Here is a 14,601-nt window from a genome sequence, read left to right as displayed (position 1 = left end):
AAGTTCTATCGGCCCGCATCCGGTCCGCGGCTGGGCCGTTGCGTGCGTCAACGAGGGCGAAGCAATGGCCCAGAGGGTAGTTCGACAGACGGCATCCGGAGGAGAAATCATTCAGCTGGCGCTCCGCCTGGGTGTGCTGGCCTTCCTGGTTTACTGGTCGTTCGTTCTTGTCCGCCCATTCATTCCCATTCTCGTCTGGAGCATGGTTCTGACCGTGGCCCTGTACCCGCCGTACAATTGGCTTTCGGCTGGGCTCGGCGATCGGCCGAAGCTGGCGGCCGCGATCATCACGATCATCAGTCTGGCGATCGTCATTGGACCGGTGACGTGGCTCGGCTACGGCGTGGTCGACGGCTTGCAAGAGCTTGCTCGCCAGCTTGGCGCCGGCGCCCTGGTCATTCCGTCGCCTCCGGAAGGCGTCAAGGCATGGCCCGTCGTCGGCACCCAGATTTTCGAACTCTGGGATCATGCTTCAACAAATCTGAGGGTCGCGCTCAAGGAGGTCGCTCCGCATCTCAAGCCATTGGCTGGTCCGGTGCTTGTCTTTGCCGGCAGCGCGGGGTTGGGGACGCTCAAGTTCGTCGCGTCGGTGGTGCTGGCGGGCTTCCTGTTCCATTACGGTCCCGGCCTCGTGGCGGCAATCAAGAGGATTCAGGCGCGTCTGGTTACCCAGCGAAGCCAGGATTTCGTCGCCCTCGCCGGGTTGACGATACGCACAATCGCGCAGGGAGTTATCGGCGTAGCCATCCTGCAATCACTGCTGGCCGGTATCGGACTGAAGCTTGCAGGCGTGCCTCATGCGGGCGTGCTGGCTTTCCTTGTGCTGGTTCTTGCGATCCTGCAGATCGGGTCGGCAATCGTCCTTATTCCCGTCATCATATGGATCTGGGCCACCAAGGACTTTGCCCTGGCTCTTCCGCTGACGGTCTATCTCCTGGTCGTGGGGCTGGCCGACAACGTCTTGAAGCCGATACTGATGGGGCGTGGGCTGAATACGCCCACGCTTGTCATCTTCATCGGTGTCCTGGGCGGGATGCTGGCGCATGGCATTCTCGGGCTGTTTGTCGGGCCGATCATCCTGGCGGTGACCTGGGAACTGATGATGGCGTGGATCCGCGAAGAGCGGGTCGACGCTGCCGCAACTGTTGCCGAACAATGCACCGAAAAAGTTGCCGCGATGCCCAGCGTCTAGGCGCATCTCGATGTGATCGCGCGCGGCAAACGAGAGTTATTCCCCTTGACCTATGTCAATGGTCCCGACCACCCGAGCGCAATCCTGACGCAGGGCTGCAAGCAGTGAGAGATTTGAGCATGTCTACCGACAAGCCGGCCATCTCTGGCGAAGTGCTTCCGGGACTCTTTGCATCCGGCCTCGAATATCTGGTCGATACCGGGCAACGGAGTGTCCTGTTTCTCGATGTCATGCGCCAGCGCGGGCTGCAATACCGCGAACACATCGCTGAAACGGCGCCGCATGTCCTCAACTATGAGGTTGAATTGATCGTCGACGGCAGAACCCTTCCGCAGCCGGTCAACTACGCGCTGGTCAGCGTCGCTCCGCCGAGTGGCGTGGCGATCGATAACAAGCGCCGTCCGTTCGTGGTGATCGACCCTCGCGCCGGGCACGGGCCGGGAATCGGCGGCTTCAAGGCCGACAGCGAGATCGGCGTGGCGATGAAGGCGGGGCACCCCTGCTACTTCATCGGCTTCCTGCCCGAGCCGATGCCCGGCCAAACCATCGAGGACGTCGCGAGAGCTGAGGCTGTCTTCATCGAGAGGGTCATCGCCCTGCATCCGGAAGCCGACGGCAAGCCGTGCGTGATCGGCAATTGCCAGGCCGGCTGGGCGGTCATGATCCTGGCCTCGCTGCGGCCGGAGCTGTTCGGCCCGCTGATCATCGCCGGCGCGCCTTTGTCCTACTGGGCTGGCGTTCGCGGCAAGAATCCGATGCGCTACTCGGGCGGCCTATTGGGCGGAAGCTGGCTGACCGCACTCACCAGCGACCTGGGCGGCGGCAAGTTCGACGGGGCGTGGCTTGTCCAGAACTTCGAGAACATGAATCCCTCGAACACGCTCTGGACCAAGCAATACAACGTCTATTCGAAAGTCGACAGCGAGGCGGATCGCTATCTCGAATTCGAGCGCTGGTGGGGCGGCCACGTCAACTTGAACGCCGAGGAGATCCAGTTCATTGTCGATGAGCTGTTCGTCGGCAACAACCTGGCCGCCGGACGCATCAAGACGTCGGACGGCCAGACCGTCGACCTCAGAAAAATATCATCTCCGATCGTCGTGTTCTGTTCAAAGGGCGACAACATCACGCCGCCGCAGCAGGCGCTCGGCTGGATTCTCGATCTCTACAGCGATGTCGACGATATCAGGGCTTACGGACAAACCATCGTCTACACCGTTCACGAGACCGTCGGGCACCTCGGCATCTTTGTCTCCGGAGGCGTCGCCAAGAAGGAGCACAGCGAGTTCTCCAGCAACATCGACCTGATCGATGTGCTGCCGCCCGGGCTTTATGAGGCAACGTTCGAAGCCAAATCCGCCGAGACGGCCAATTCCGATCTTGCCGGTGGAAAGTGGATCATGCGGTGCGAACGGCGCACGCTGGACGATATCAGGGCCATGGGCGGCAACACGGCCGAAGATGAACGCCGGTTTGCGACGGCCGCACGTGTGTCCGAAATCAATCTCTCTAATTACCGGAAATTCGTGCAGCCGTGGGTTCGTACGGCAGTTGCGCCCCAAATGGCGGAGTTGATGCGCCAATGGCATCCGCTACGCGTTTCCTACGAGGCCTTTGGAGGCGATACCGTTGCCATGAAGGGCGTCGCGAGAGCTGCTGACAAAATTCGCGAGCAGCGCAAGCCGGCAGCAGAAGACAATCCGTTCGTCGCGTTCCAGGAGACCGTCTCGAAGAATATCGTCGACGTCCTCGATAAATGGCGCGACACGCAGGAATCACTCAGTGAGGCGCTCTTTCTCGGCATCTATGGATCGCCCGTGGTACAGGCCGCGGTCGGCATCACGCCGAATGCCGACGTTTCGCCAAAGCCGCAGATGTCGTCGGAACACCGCGAGCGTCTGGAGGCGCGCATCGCCGAGCTCAAGTCGCAGGTCGGCAGCGGCGGTCTTAGGGAATGTGTCATTCGCGGTCTCCTGTATGTCGGAATGTCGCGGGGAATGGTCGACGAGCGCAGCCTGGAGGCTTTGCGAAGGGCTCGCGCCAACGACGCAGGATCGCGTCTGACGCTGGCGCAGTTCAAGAAGATCGTGCGCGAGCAATTCTTCATGCTGCTGCTCGAGCCGGCGGCGAGCCTCGCCGCCATACCCAAATTGCTTCCGCCTGACGAAGGCGAGCGGCGTGCCGGCCTGGAGGCAATCCGCGGCGTGCTGTCCGCGAGTGCGGAAATATCCGGCGAAGCCGCCAAGCGGCTCGATCGCGTGACTGAATTGTTCGGTCTTGCCGGAAAATCGCGGGCGAAGGCGTCATAGGCGTTGGTGGGTTGATCGGAGAGTTGGATATGGGCATTGCATCCATCGAGGCGGGCGAAGCGAGAGCCGGCGCGAAATACGATCGTCTCATTGCGGCAGCCAAAGCGATCCCGCCGGCGACAACCATCGTCGTGCATCCATGCGATGAAAGTTCGCTGCGCGGCGCAGCCGATGCCGCCGAGGCGGGCATCATCAAGCCCGTACTTGTCGGACCGTCGGCGAAGATCAAGGCGGTCGCGTCCAGGCACGGTATCGACATCAGCGCATTTGAACTGGTCGATGCGCCTCACAGCGAGGCTGCAGCAACAAAGGCCGTCGAGTTGGTCCATGCGGCCAAGGGCGAGATGCTGATGAAAGGCAGCCTGCACACCGACGAACTGATGCGAAGCGTGACCGCAAAGGCAGGCGGATTGCGTACGGAACGGCGGATCAGCCACGTCTTCGTGATGGATGTTCCGGCCTATAGCGAAACCATCTTCGTCACCGATGCTGCGATCAACATCTTCCCGGATCTCGATGGCAAGCGCGACATCGTGCAGAATGCGATCGATCTCTATACGCAGATGGGACTTGGCACATCTCCCCGGGTCGCCATCCTCTCGGCGGTCGAAACCGTCACGTCGAAGATTCCGTCCACCATCGAGGCCGCTGCGCTTTGCAAGATGGCGGACCGCGGGCAGATCACGGGCGGGCTGCTCGATGGGCCGCTTGCCTTCGACAATGCGATCGACCGGGAGGCGGCGCGAATCAAGGGCATCAAGTCGGAAGTCGCGGGACGCGCCCAGATCCTTGTGGTGCCGGACCTTGAGGCAGGCAACATGCTGGCCAAGAACCTGGCGTACTTCGCCAAGGCGGACGGCGCCGGCATTGTGCTCGGCGCCCGTGTTCCCATTGTGCTGACGTCGCGGGCGGACTCCCCGCGATCCCGAATGGCATCCTGCGCCGTTGCGACGCTCTATGCCGACGGGCGGCGACGCCGCGCCCAGACAGCCGCAGCGTGACGGCCATGGATACCATGCTCGTCGTCAATGGAGGCTCCTCAAGCGTCAAGTTCCAGGTGTTTGCCGTGGATGGCAACGGCGGGCTGCGCCGGCTGATCAAGGGGCAGATGGACGGGATCGGCAGCCGTCCCCGGCTGCGCGCAACCGGCGCGGCAGGCGAAGCATTGGCGGATCGATGCTATCCGATCGAGGCTGTACCAGATGTTCCGACAGCCTTGATGCTCGCCAGCGCCTGGCTGCGCGACGAACATCAATTGAACCCGCTCGCGGTGGGCCATCGGGTCGTCCATGGCGGTCCCGACTACGATCGCCCTGTGCTGATCGACCATGGAGTAGTCGCGCGTTTGGAGCGCCTCACGACACTTGCGCCGTTGCATCAGCCCCACAATCTGGCGCCGATCCGAATCCTGCTTGCCAAATTTCCAGCTCTGCCCCAGGTCGCCTGCTTCGACACGGCCTTTCACCGCGACCACGACGAGGTCGCCGACCATTACGCCATACCCCGCCGGCTGCACGAGGAGGGAGTCCGCCGTTACGGATTTCATGGTCTTTCCTATGAATACATCGCAAAGACCCTGCCGAACGTTGCACCCGAAATCGCCAGAGGCCGGGTGATCGTGGCGCATCTCGGAAGCGGCGCATCCATGTGCGCCATACACGGCGGACGCAGCGTGGAGAGCACCATGGGGTTCACCGCGCTCGATGGGCTTCCGATGGGAACGCGCACCGGCCAGATCGATCCCGGCGTCATACTGTATCTGATGACGGTAAAGGGCATGTCGCCCGCCGAGGTGCAGGACTTTCTCTACCGCGATTGCGGGCTGAAAGGGCTTTCCGGCGTCAGCAACGACATGCGGGAGCTCCAGAACAGCAGCGATCCCCACGCGGCGTTTGCCGTCGACTATTTCGTCTACAGGGTTGCACTGCAGGCCGGAATGCTGGCTGCTGCCCTGCAAGGTCTCGATGGCTTCGTTTTCACCGCAGGGATCGGTGAAAATTCCGTCGGCATTCGGGCACGGATTGCGGAGCGGCTCGAATGGCTCGGGATATCTCTCGACCCGGTCGAGAATGCTCGCCACAGCCTTCGGATATCGCGCGGAGGCAGTCAAATTCCGGCCTATATCGTGCCGACCGATGAAGAGCTCATGATCGCACAGCACACCTTGTCGCTGCTGTGGAATCGGCATTCATCCTCCAGCCTGAAACGGGAGAGAGCGTCATGACAATTCCCGTATTTCCAGAAACCAAGATTGCGCTGAAGGGCCGGAAGGGGCTGGTCGTCGGTATCGCCAACGATCAGTCGATCGCATGGGGATGCGCCAAGGCGTTTCGGGCCCTGGGCGCGGAACTCGCTGTCACCTATCTGAACGAGCGGGCAAAGAAGCACGTCGAGCCGCTGGCAAAGGCGCTTGAGGCTTCGATCTTCATGCCGCTCGATGTGAATACCGAAGGACAGACCGAGCAGGTGTTCGAACGGATTGAGAAAGAGTGGGGACAGCTCGATTTTATGCTGCACTCGATTGCCTTCTCTCCGAAGGAAGCCCTGCATGGGCGCGTCGTCGATGTCGAGCGCGACGGTTTTCTCAAGACGATGGACGTTTCCTGCTGGTCGTTCATGCGGATGGCGCATCTGGCGGAGCCGCTGATGAAGAACGGCGGCACGCTGTTCACCATGACCTATTACGGCAGCCAGATGGTCGTCAAAAACTACAACATCATGGGCGTTGCGAAGGCGGGCCTGGAGGCCGCCGTCCGCTATATCGCAGCCGAGCTCGGTCCCAAGGGGATCCGGGTGCACGCGATTTCGCCGGGGCCGCTGGCGACGCGCGCAGCTTCGGGAATTCCCGAATTCGACGAGCTGATGGATAAGGCACAAACCACCGCACCGACGCGGAGTCTCGTCAGCATCGACGATGTCGGCGCGGCGACGGCGTTCCTGGCACTCGATGGCGCGAAGCTGATCACGGGCGGCGTCATGTATATCGACGGTGGATATCACATCATCGATTGAGACGCGGACTCATGGCGCAATCATATCCCGGCGCCGTGACTGCCGGCCCCGGCGGGGCGGTCCATCTCCGGAGGCATGTCGATGTTGCGTCAGTTTCTCGTTGGCGCGGCCGCAAGCGGTTGCAACATCGCGATCCATGCGTTGGTGATGGTGGCTGTCATAAGGGCGGCGCGCTTCGCCGACGAATTGGCGATGGCATATCAGACGTTTCGATTGATCGCGATCATGATTGCCGCCGTGACGGTCCTGATGATCGCGCATCTCGCCGAGGTACTGGTCTGGTCATTGATTTACGCGACAGCCGATGTGGCGCCGGAAGGCACCGATCTCGTGTATTTCGCCTTTGTAAACTACACGACGCTCGGCTACGGCGACGTGACCCCGGTCAAGCGTTGGTCTCTGCTTGGGCCGATGACCGCGATGAACGGGGTCCTGTTGTTCGGCTGGTCGACGGCGGTGATCTTCGAGGTGTTGCGCATGACGTTGCTGGCGAGCGGCGAAGAGGGAGCGCACGAGAAGCGGGGATGGCCCAAGTAGCAATTATGCGGCAACTCGCGCCCCTTGATCTGTATCAAGCCCGCAGAGGGGACCGTGGTCAGCCTCCCAGTGGCACTCTGGATTGGCCTTGAGAGGCTGCGTCGAAGTTGCCGCGTTCCGGGATCATCTGGAGCCTCTGACTCAGGGAGACCAACATGAAACTCTCGATCACATTGTCGGCATTGCTGATTGCCGGTTTGATGGCCGCAACGACGGAGCCGGCCAGCGCCGTCGTGTACTGCCAGTATGTCTCCTATCCCGCAGGCTGCACCGTAAGGGCAGGCGTCGTGCTGCGTCCGCGGCCGGTCGCCCGCGCGGTGGCGACGCCCGGCGTCGGCCGTGTCGGCACACCCACGAATCGCGGCGGCCTGGTAGCGCGTCGGCCGGCGCTGACATGGCTCTTCTTGCCGCATTAGCACCTCGTGATGTCGCAAATTACCGACGTCGAGGTTAAGGCGGCTTCTGCCAAAAAATACGGCCGTACCCGAGTTCGACTTCGAAGCGGGTGCGGCGCCGCGGCGGAGTAGCGTATGCCCCTGGCGCGATATTTCCTTTATGTCGGCGGAATACTGCTCACTCTGGTGTTCATTCTGGACGCTTGCCTGACAAAACTGCCGGTCATGGAGAGATCGCACGTCAATTCGCCCGTCATCCGCATTCATTCCGATCGCAAATGGCCGGAGCGCATCGTTCTCGATACCGCCCTTCCGACGATCGTTCCCGCGCAAACCGCGATCGTGGAAGACCGCGTCGTCAATCCTGCAACGGTCACCCCAAGGGAGAGGGAACGCGAAGCATTTGCGTTGATGCAATCATCCGATGCGAAGCGGCTGGAACCGTCCAGCCCGGGAAGACGAGAACTGAAGCCGCAGCGGCAACGCAAAATTGTGAAGCGGCACGTGCCGCCGCGTTCGCTCCTCGTTGCGAGGCAGCCGCAGTTTGGCTGGTTTGGCAACATCTGGTGATGGCATCGGCAATCTTGCTCGTTGTGAGTGGGTAAACTCCGGAAGCAAGCTACTTCTCGATCCGAAATCGAACCGTCCTGGCCTTCTTGTCCGCGGATTCTTCGACTGTCTCAAAAATCCCTGCGGACGCTCGCCGTAGAAGCGCCGCACGGGGAGGTGCAATCGATGACGAAACGTACCGATAGGTTCCGGAAAATGACCCGCCACTCGCTTTGATTTCCCGTAACGGCACGTGTTGAAAAGACTTTCGCACTGTTTCATGAATAGAGGCGTTACGATCTCGATACCCACTGCAACTGCTCGTCAAGCAGATGAGCCGATCCGTCGCTCTTCCTGCGCGCTCATCAGGTATTATGTCGCAAAGTACAGCGCGCCTGCCGCTGAAGCATGGGCTCGCAGTCAGGGCGCGACCGAAGCGGAAATTCAGACTGCTCGGCGTTGTATCAAGCCTCAACAGACCGTCCGTTTTGGTCAAACAGCCGCATAGCAAACAATGACGAAGGTCCGATAACCTCCTCGTCGGGCATGTCGTCAGTTTCGGGCCAGATGCATTGCGTGCGGACGCCACAAATAATGCAAATCAGTCTTTCAAAGTAACAGCAGTGCGGCGATGCAGAGGATGAGAACTGCCTGCCAACCGGCCTTGACGGTTCTCCTTGACTCACGAGAAGACCTGATACCGATTCCTGCCGGTAGGCGATTGTCGTTGGCGGGAAGCCTGCCTGCTTGAAGCAGAGCATCAGAAATCCGGGGCGACTGACACATCGGCATGACGATGTCCTCCGGCGAACACTCCCATTTGGAGTACTTGCCGTCATCCAGCTCCACGACGATCCAGGTCAGATGATGCAAATCAATTGGTAAGCAGCACTGATCAAACTGGATTGTAGGTCATGGCCGTCGGCCAAGATCACTGAGCCATCAGCGGATTGTACTGCGGCAACTGGCCTCTTTCACTTTTGGACACAGAGTGGTCTCAGCGTCTCGTCAGAGCTTCGGGCCTTCGCGTACTCAATCAGTGTCTGCCGGGCCGCGTCGCACCGTTCTGCGCTGGTAAATTCCTGTGTCGCAATCACGGCGCCATTTGCAACGCCAAGCCAACTAACGATGATTAGAACGTGGGTCACAATTTCCTCCTCACCGGGACAATGCCTGTCGACGACCGACAGCGGATGGATTATCCCGGCCAGGACGCTCGTTGATGCGCCCGCGCGTTGATCTGGGTCAAGCGCCGCCGACTACCCTTTATGGTCCTCGCCAAGCAGCGCAACACCCAATACTCGCACTTAACGAAAAGCCCCGGCACTGTGCCGGGGCCAAGCTTTGCTTGCTGGAGACAAGCGGTTGATCAGTAGCGAGCCGCGACTGGCGCCCCGTAACCGCCGAAGCGGTAGTTGATGCGCAAGGTGACCATATCCACGTCCTGGCTGACCCGGTTGTTGATCGCTAAGGCAGTGAACGAATTATCGGCATCGCCCATGAACAGGTGGTCGTACTCAACGCCGAACGACCAGTTCGGTGCAAAGCCGTACTCAAATCCAACACCCACGACGCCGCCCCAGCGGGTCGAGCTTGCCGAGGCCAGTTCAATGCCGGTGGGGGTATCGAGGATGCTAAAGCGGTTGCTTGTCACCGCCGCGCCGCCCTTTACGTATAGCAGCGCTTGATTCCAGGCGTAACCGATCTGGCCGGTAAAGAGGCCAATGCCATCGGTTTTGGTGCGAATGGAGAGTATCCCAGGAAAGAGCAGACTATCGCGCGTGTGGCTGAGATCCGCCCAATCGCCCTGAGCTTCCAGGCCGAACACCCACTGATTGGCTTGCCAGCGATAACCGATCTGGCCGCCGACGACGCCTCCGGAACGCTCGTGGCAGCCCTCAGCGAAGGTTACGCCAAGCACCGGGTCAACGAAATCCCAACAATTGCGGCTCTGAGCCCAGCCGCCGTTGGCGCCGATATAAAAGCCGGTCCAGTCGTAAATCGGGGCCAGCACCGGAGCGGGCGGCCGCGCCTTGACTGCCATATCGGCAGCGGATGCGGGGGCGGCGATGCCGACCAATGCTACGAGACCAACGGTAGCCAGCAGAAAACTTTTCATTTGTTCCTCTCCATTTCCGTTGGCTTTAAATTGTCCCCACCAACGGGAGCTCAGGCGTTGCATTGATTCCAACTTGCAACTAATCCTACGTACTTTAAACAAAATGCTCGTGCCAAAATGGCAACACTCAAGAGCAATTGGTGAGCGCTCATTATTGCTTTGTTGATTATCGTGCACATGGCGGGAGGCACGGCCGTGCGCCGCGAGAGTTCCGCGCGCTCTTTGAAGCTGCGGTTTATTCGCTCTTCCTTGACTGCGGGTCAGCACTTTCCGCCGCGTCGCCACTGTCTTGTTCCCGTCCTTCGTCAAGCCATGGCGGAATGTTTGCCGATGCGATTGCGCGTCTCGGCAAATGAGGAATGATTGTTCCGGCGGTCACGACCAATCCCTCGTCGAATCTGGCACGTGCAAAATTCCTGGCCTCCATTTCGGTTTCAAACGTTTGAGTCGACCGAGAGCGCCGGCTCCGGACCGCTGTGCCTTTCCATGGGAGTTCGAAGGTCACATACCAGGTGTGCTTCTTCATCCGATGCTTCCGATGGATCTGCCAGCCGCGTCCCCGGCAACACGATCAGCGGTAGTGCAATGCGATTAGTTCGGCGACGCAGGCAGGACGCTGACCGCCTTCGATTTCGATCACCATGTGATAGTTGACCCTCAAGCCATCGGGCGGGAGGTCCTCTACCTCCGCGATGCTGGTGCGACCCCTGATACGTGAGCCGGCCGGGACGGGCGAGAGATAACGTATCCGGTCCGCGCCATAGTTCAAGGTGTTGCGCAGGCCTTTGAGGCCCATCACGGAACGAATGAACATCGGCGCCAGGCTGAGCGACAAGAGTCCGTGGGCAATGGTGATACCACCCGGAAGTTCTTTCTTCGCCCGCTCCTGATCGACATGGATCCATTGATCGTCACAGGTCGCCCGCGCAAAGAGGTTGATGCGTTCCTGGGTCACTTCAATCCATTCGCTGGCGCCGACCTCGGAGCCGACCGCTGCCTTGAACTCACTGAAGTTGCTGAAGATGCGCATGTCAGGTCCTCGATCGTGCACGTTGCGGGGTCAGATCCTCATCTCTGGAACGCTGGCTGGAATGAACAAATCCGCTTCCGTCACCGCCATGACCTCGGCGACGGTGACGCCTGGCGCGGTCTCCTGCAGCGTTATCCTTCCGCCGGAAAAGCCGATCACCGCCATGTCGGTGACGACGAGGTCGACCGGCCGGGAAGAGGTCAGCGGCAGCGCGCATTTCTGGACGATCTTCGATTTCCCTTTGGCGGCATGCTGCATGGCGACGATGACGCGCTTTGCTCCGGTCACCAGGTCCATCGCGCCACCCATCCCCGGCACCATCTTGCCGGGGATCATCCAGTTCGCGAGGTGTCCTTCGGCGTCGACCTGAAGGCCGCCGAGGACCGTTATGTCCACGTGACCGCCGCGGATCAATCCGAACGACATCGCGCTGTCGAAGACGCATGCGCCGGGCAGGGCGCTGATCGGCCGTCCGCCCGCATCGGTGAGCAGGGGGTGGGCCATGCCTTGCTCCGGCATCGGTCCCGTGCCGATCAATCCGTTCTCCGACTGAAAAAACACCTTGAGATCGGACGGAACGAAGTTCGCGACCAGCGTCGGAATTCCGATGCCGAGATTAACGAGGTTGCCGGCGCGAAGTTCGCGTGCCACCCGTCGCGCGATGAGCGATTGAGCGTCCATGGGTCACCCGTTGGCGATGAGGTAGTCGACGAGCGGCGCGGGCGTTATGACATGGTCGGGCGCAATGACGCCGACGGGAACGATGTTTTCTGCGGTGACGATGACGGTATCGGCCGCCATTGCCATGACGGGATTGAAGTTGCGCGCGGTCAGCGCGTAGGCGAGATTGCCGAGGTAATCGGCCAGAAATGCATGGATCAGCGCGAAATCCGATCGAAGTGCCGTCTCGATCAGGAAGCTCTTGCCGTCGACCTCGATCTTTAGTTTGCCCTCCTCGACCACGGTGCCGACGCCTGTCGGCGTCAGCACGCCTCCCAGGCCGCAGCCGCCGGCCCGAATGCGCTCGACGAAGGTGCCCTGAGGCACCAGGTGGACCGCGACCTGGTTGGCCATCATCTGCTTTTGTACGTGCGGATTTAATCCGATGTGGCTTGTGGTCAGTGTCGAGACAAGCGCCGCGTCGAACAGCTTGCCGACGCCCTTGCCGGGGACTGCGACGTCATTGCTGATGATGGAGAGCTCGGATTTCCTTTGCCTGACCAGTTCGTCCAGCAGCCGTTCCGGCGTTCCCACCCCCATGAACCCACCGACCATCACCGTTGCGCCGTTGGGGATCATGGCGACCGCTTCTTCCACGGAGACGGCTTTCATCGGAGACCCCGAAATCGCTTGCGCTTGCAGGCGCGTGCCCGAAGGTGGAGCGAAGCCGGCATGAAGCTTTGATCTGTATCAAGGCTTCCGCTTCTGGAATCGATGCCATTACCGGGATCGCCGTCTATCGGTCCTTGCGGCGTTCTATGCCAATCGAGGACAGCATATCGTCCCATAGCTTGCGTACCTGCTCGTGGCGGCTCTCGATGGCCGTGCTCACTTCGTTGCGAAGCGGCAGCAGGTCTGAGTCAATTCACCGACCGCGATCGGTGTTGCGCCAACGCCGACCAGCGCAGCGCCGACCGCCGGCTTGAACAAGTAGGAACCTTATGGTGGCACGGGTGCGAGCGGGCGAGGTCCAACTCGGCTGGCGACAGTGGGGCGAGGGCGATGTCACCGTCGTCTTCATCCACGGTAATCTCGCCAGCAAGGACTGGATCGAACTCGCCGCCCCGCTGTTTCCCAGCGGCGTCCGTATGATCGGCATCGACTGGCGCGGCTGCGGCGATAGCGACCGGCCGCGCCACCAGCGGCCGATTTCTCCAACTATTCCATGCGCCAGCACGCGCTCGACATGCTGGCCGCACTCGATGAGTTGCAGATTCCCTTCTGCCACCTCGCCACCCACTCCACCGGCGGCATCATTGCCGCGCGCATGCTGCTCAAGCAGCCCGAACGCTTTGGCAGGGTGTTCGCGCTGGATCCGGTTACGCCGCTGGGCATGGCCTTCAATGCCGAGCAGACCGATCTGTTTCGCAAGATGATGACGAGCCGGGACCTGACGCGCGCGGTCATGGCCACCGCCGCGGCCTCGCTGTTCGTCCCCGAGAGCCTTGCGCCAAATACCATGCCGCGGTTTCGCGAGGGCCTTGGCGAACTCCAGGCGTTCTACGAACGCGTCCTGGAGCAGACATTCGGTGTGGCCGAGGGCATCTGGCTCGGTACGCCCTTTAACCTCAACCTTGAGCGGGAGAGCGGCGAGCTGGAGCGGTACATGGCCGAGATCTGGCATCCGCATCTGGTGTTGGGGGGGGAGAAGGATGGCTGGATTGCTCTTGCCGATCTCAAGACTATGGCAGCAGTCATGCCGGATTGCCGGCTAATCACGGTGCCGGGCATTGGGCATTCGATGAATCTGGAATCGCCGGCGCTCTACGCCGGATATTTCGGCGCATGGTTCGGCGGCTTGTCCGGAAGTGAGGTGGCGATCTAGCTTCGCCCTAAAGGTCCAGCTCCGCCAATCGTCCCCGGTCCAGCAACACGATTTGCCGCTGAGTCTGGCCGAGGAAGCCAAGGATGCCCATGCCGTGAAGATGTGACAACGCCCGGGAGACCGTTTCGAGCGTCAGGCCGAGATAGTCGGCGATATCGCGGCGAGACATCGGAAGGGCCATCACGCCGGCGGCCGTCAGGCGGGGTTCCATCTCGATCAGGAATGCGGCGACCCGCTCGAGCGACGTCTTGCGCCCCAGCAGCAGCATGTGTTCCTCGGCATGCCGGAGGTTGCTCGTCGTCATGCTGAGAAGATCGAGCGCTACCATCGCGTCGGTTTCTGCTACGTGCTCCAGGCTGCACCGTTTCATCAGCCGTACTGTCGTATCGACGATCGCTTCCGCGGTGAATCGGTGGGTTGCGCCGTTCTCCAGTCCAAAAATGTCGCCAGCCAGATGGAACGCGCCGATCTGGCGGCGGCCATCGGAGAGAAGCTTGTGGGTGCGAACCGCACCGTCGCCGACCTGATAGACATAGTCAGCAGGTTCCGCCTCGCCAAAGATTTCCGTGCCCTTGCTGTACTTGAACTCGCTCAGGATCACCCTTGCGCGCGAAAGCTCACCGAGCTGTCCCAGGGCCTTCGGTCTGCTGCCGGGATGGGCGTTGACGTTGACAAACATGGTCTCCCCCTGTTTGAGACAATTTGTCTGCATTCCTGGAGCTCGCGACCAAAGGCCTTAAAAATGCATGGCTGGTAGCTCCCGCGAATGTGTTAAACCGGACGCTGTAGCATGGGCTATTGTATCGAGGGTCATTGTCCTCTGGGACAATGACCGGAAGGGCGAAGTCTAACAGATCACCAGGAAGAATTTTCGAGGATGTAGGCGACACCTCGGCGAGCATCCCAGATTTTA

General features: G+C 60.8%; 15 protein-coding genes and 1 pseudogene. 11 read left to right on the top strand and 5 right to left on the bottom strand.

Annotated features, from left to right (window positions below):
* Nucleotides 1–64: 64 nt before the first annotated feature.
* The 9 genes from IVB05_RS38865 to IVB05_RS38825 all read left to right on the top strand — a co-directional run bounded on the left by IVB05_RS38865 (nucleotide 65) and on the right by IVB05_RS38825 (nucleotide 8,502).
* A complete protein-coding gene (locus IVB05_RS38865) occupies nucleotides 65–1,192 on the top strand; it encodes an AI-2E family transporter (RefSeq protein WP_247781373.1) in 1,128 nt (375 codons plus the stop codon).
* A gap of 119 nt (nucleotides 1,193–1,311) precedes the next feature.
* Complete coding sequence (locus IVB05_RS38860; RefSeq protein ID WP_247781372.1) at nucleotides 1,312–3,501, top strand: DUF3141 domain-containing protein; 2,190 nt, start codon at nucleotides 1,312–1,314, stop codon at nucleotides 3,499–3,501.
* A gap of 29 nt (nucleotides 3,502–3,530) precedes the next feature.
* Complete coding sequence (locus tag IVB05_RS38855) at nucleotides 3,531–4,502, top strand: phosphate acetyltransferase (RefSeq protein ID WP_247781371.1); 972 nt, start codon at nucleotides 3,531–3,533, stop codon at nucleotides 4,500–4,502.
* Between the two features lie 5 nt (nucleotides 4,503–4,507).
* A complete protein-coding gene (locus IVB05_RS38850) occupies nucleotides 4,508–5,725 on the top strand; it encodes an acetate/propionate family kinase (protein WP_247781370.1) in 1,218 nt (405 codons plus the stop codon).
* Complete coding sequence (gene fabI, locus IVB05_RS38845; RefSeq protein ID WP_247781369.1) at nucleotides 5,722–6,513, top strand: enoyl-ACP reductase FabI; 792 nt, start codon at nucleotides 5,722–5,724, stop codon at nucleotides 6,511–6,513. Before IVB05_RS38850 ends, fabI begins: the two co-directional genes overlap by 4 nt.
* A gap of 81 nt (nucleotides 6,514–6,594) precedes the next feature.
* A complete protein-coding gene (locus IVB05_RS38840) occupies nucleotides 6,595–7,050 on the top strand; it encodes a potassium channel family protein (protein ID WP_247781368.1) in 456 nt (151 codons plus the stop codon).
* Between the two features lie 155 nt (nucleotides 7,051–7,205).
* Nucleotides 7,206–7,466: a hypothetical protein gene (locus IVB05_RS38835; protein ID WP_247781367.1), complete on the top strand. Its 261-nt coding sequence runs from the start codon at nucleotides 7,206–7,208 to the stop codon at nucleotides 7,464–7,466.
* A 114-nt stretch (nucleotides 7,467–7,580) separates the two neighbouring features.
* Nucleotides 7,581–8,015, top strand: coding sequence for a hypothetical protein (locus tag IVB05_RS38830; protein ID WP_247781366.1), 435 nt, complete (start codon nucleotides 7,581–7,583; stop codon nucleotides 8,013–8,015).
* 259 nt (nucleotides 8,016–8,274) lie between these two features.
* Nucleotides 8,275–8,502: a hypothetical protein gene (locus tag IVB05_RS38825; protein ID WP_247781365.1), complete on the top strand. Its 228-nt coding sequence runs from the start codon at nucleotides 8,275–8,277 to the stop codon at nucleotides 8,500–8,502.
* 861 nt (nucleotides 8,503–9,363) lie between these two features.
* On the opposite strand, the gene IVB05_RS38820 is transcribed toward IVB05_RS38825, so the two are convergent.
* The 4 genes from IVB05_RS38820 to IVB05_RS38805 form a co-directional block, all read right to left on the bottom strand.
* Nucleotides 9,364–10,113 carry an outer membrane beta-barrel protein gene (locus tag IVB05_RS38820; RefSeq protein ID WP_247781364.1) on the bottom strand — a complete coding sequence of 250 codons (750 nt, stop codon included), beginning with the start codon at nucleotides 10,111–10,113 and terminating at the stop codon, nucleotides 9,364–9,366.
* A 571-nt stretch (nucleotides 10,114–10,684) separates the two neighbouring features.
* The gene (locus tag IVB05_RS38815) at nucleotides 10,685–11,143 is read right to left on the bottom strand and encodes a MaoC family dehydratase (RefSeq protein WP_247781363.1); all 459 of its coding nucleotides are present in this window, start codon (nucleotides 11,141–11,143) and stop codon (nucleotides 10,685–10,687) included.
* 30 nt (nucleotides 11,144–11,173) lie between these two features.
* Complete coding sequence (locus IVB05_RS38810) at nucleotides 11,174–11,824, bottom strand: 3-oxoacid CoA-transferase subunit B (RefSeq protein ID WP_247781362.1); 651 nt, start codon at nucleotides 11,822–11,824, stop codon at nucleotides 11,174–11,176.
* Nucleotides 11,825–11,827: 3 nt separating this feature from the next.
* Entirely contained in the window at nucleotides 11,828–12,475 is a 648-nt protein-coding gene (locus IVB05_RS38805) for a 3-oxoacid CoA-transferase subunit A (RefSeq protein WP_247781361.1), read from the bottom strand.
* Between the two features lie 329 nt (nucleotides 12,476–12,804).
* Between IVB05_RS38805 and IVB05_RS43855 the strand changes: the two are divergent.
* Both IVB05_RS43855 and IVB05_RS38800 read left to right on the top strand, forming a co-directional pair.
* Nucleotides 12,805–12,945 (top strand): annotated as a pseudogene (locus IVB05_RS43855) (alpha/beta hydrolase); the annotation flags it as partial.
* Nucleotides 12,946–13,028: 83 nt separating this feature from the next.
* Nucleotides 13,029–13,688, top strand: a complete 660-nt coding sequence (locus IVB05_RS38800) for an alpha/beta hydrolase (RefSeq protein ID WP_346771808.1) — start codon at nucleotides 13,029–13,031, stop codon at nucleotides 13,686–13,688.
* 7 nt (nucleotides 13,689–13,695) lie between these two features.
* Here the strand turns inward: IVB05_RS38800 and IVB05_RS38795 are convergent, their stop codons facing one another.
* Nucleotides 13,696–14,367, bottom strand: a complete 672-nt coding sequence (locus IVB05_RS38795; RefSeq protein ID WP_247781360.1) for a helix-turn-helix domain-containing protein — start codon at nucleotides 14,365–14,367, stop codon at nucleotides 13,696–13,698.
* Nucleotides 14,368–14,601 lie beyond the last annotated feature (234 nt).

This window comes from Bradyrhizobium sp. 170 (assembly GCF_023101085.1).
Lineage (GTDB): Bacteria > Pseudomonadota > Alphaproteobacteria > Rhizobiales > Xanthobacteraceae > Bradyrhizobium.
This window is presented reverse-complemented; position numbering and strand designations above follow the sequence as displayed.

Excerpts from the sequence above, each read along its gene's own strand:
- IVB05_RS38855 (WP_247781371.1), top strand. The coding sequence starts at position 3,531 with ATGGGCATTGCATCCATCGAGGCGGGCGAAGCGAGAGCCGGCGCGAAA.
- IVB05_RS38810 (WP_247781362.1), bottom strand. The coding sequence starts at position 11,824 with ATGGACGCTCAATCGCTCATCGCGCGACGGGTGGCACGCGAACTTCGC.
- IVB05_RS38830 (WP_247781366.1), top strand. The coding sequence starts at position 7,581 with ATGCCCCTGGCGCGATATTTCCTTTATGTCGGCGGAATACTGCTCACT.
- IVB05_RS38835 (WP_247781367.1), top strand. The coding sequence starts at position 7,206 with ATGAAACTCTCGATCACATTGTCGGCATTGCTGATTGCCGGTTTGATG.
- IVB05_RS38825 (WP_247781365.1), top strand. The coding sequence starts at position 8,275 with ATGAATAGAGGCGTTACGATCTCGATACCCACTGCAACTGCTCGTCAA.
- IVB05_RS38795 (WP_247781360.1), bottom strand. The coding sequence starts at position 14,367 with ATGTTTGTCAACGTCAACGCCCATCCCGGCAGCAGACCGAAGGCCCTG.
- IVB05_RS38815 (WP_247781363.1), bottom strand. The coding sequence starts at position 11,143 with ATGCGCATCTTCAGCAACTTCAGTGAGTTCAAGGCAGCGGTCGGCTCC.
- IVB05_RS38805 (WP_247781361.1), bottom strand. The coding sequence starts at position 12,475 with ATGAAAGCCGTCTCCGTGGAAGAAGCGGTCGCCATGATCCCCAACGGC.
- IVB05_RS38860 (WP_247781372.1), top strand. The coding sequence starts at position 1,312 with ATGTCTACCGACAAGCCGGCCATCTCTGGCGAAGTGCTTCCGGGACTC.
- IVB05_RS38865 (WP_247781373.1), top strand. The coding sequence starts at position 65 with ATGGCCCAGAGGGTAGTTCGACAGACGGCATCCGGAGGAGAAATCATT.
- IVB05_RS38840 (WP_247781368.1), top strand. The coding sequence starts at position 6,595 with ATGTTGCGTCAGTTTCTCGTTGGCGCGGCCGCAAGCGGTTGCAACATC.
- IVB05_RS38820 (WP_247781364.1), bottom strand. The coding sequence starts at position 10,113 with ATGAAAAGTTTTCTGCTGGCTACCGTTGGTCTCGTAGCATTGGTCGGC.
- IVB05_RS38850 (WP_247781370.1), top strand. The coding sequence starts at position 4,508 with ATGGATACCATGCTCGTCGTCAATGGAGGCTCCTCAAGCGTCAAGTTC.
- IVB05_RS38800 (WP_346771808.1), top strand. The coding sequence starts at position 13,029 with ATGCGCCAGCACGCGCTCGACATGCTGGCCGCACTCGATGAGTTGCAG.
- fabI (WP_247781369.1), top strand. The coding sequence starts at position 5,722 with ATGACAATTCCCGTATTTCCAGAAACCAAGATTGCGCTGAAGGGCCGG.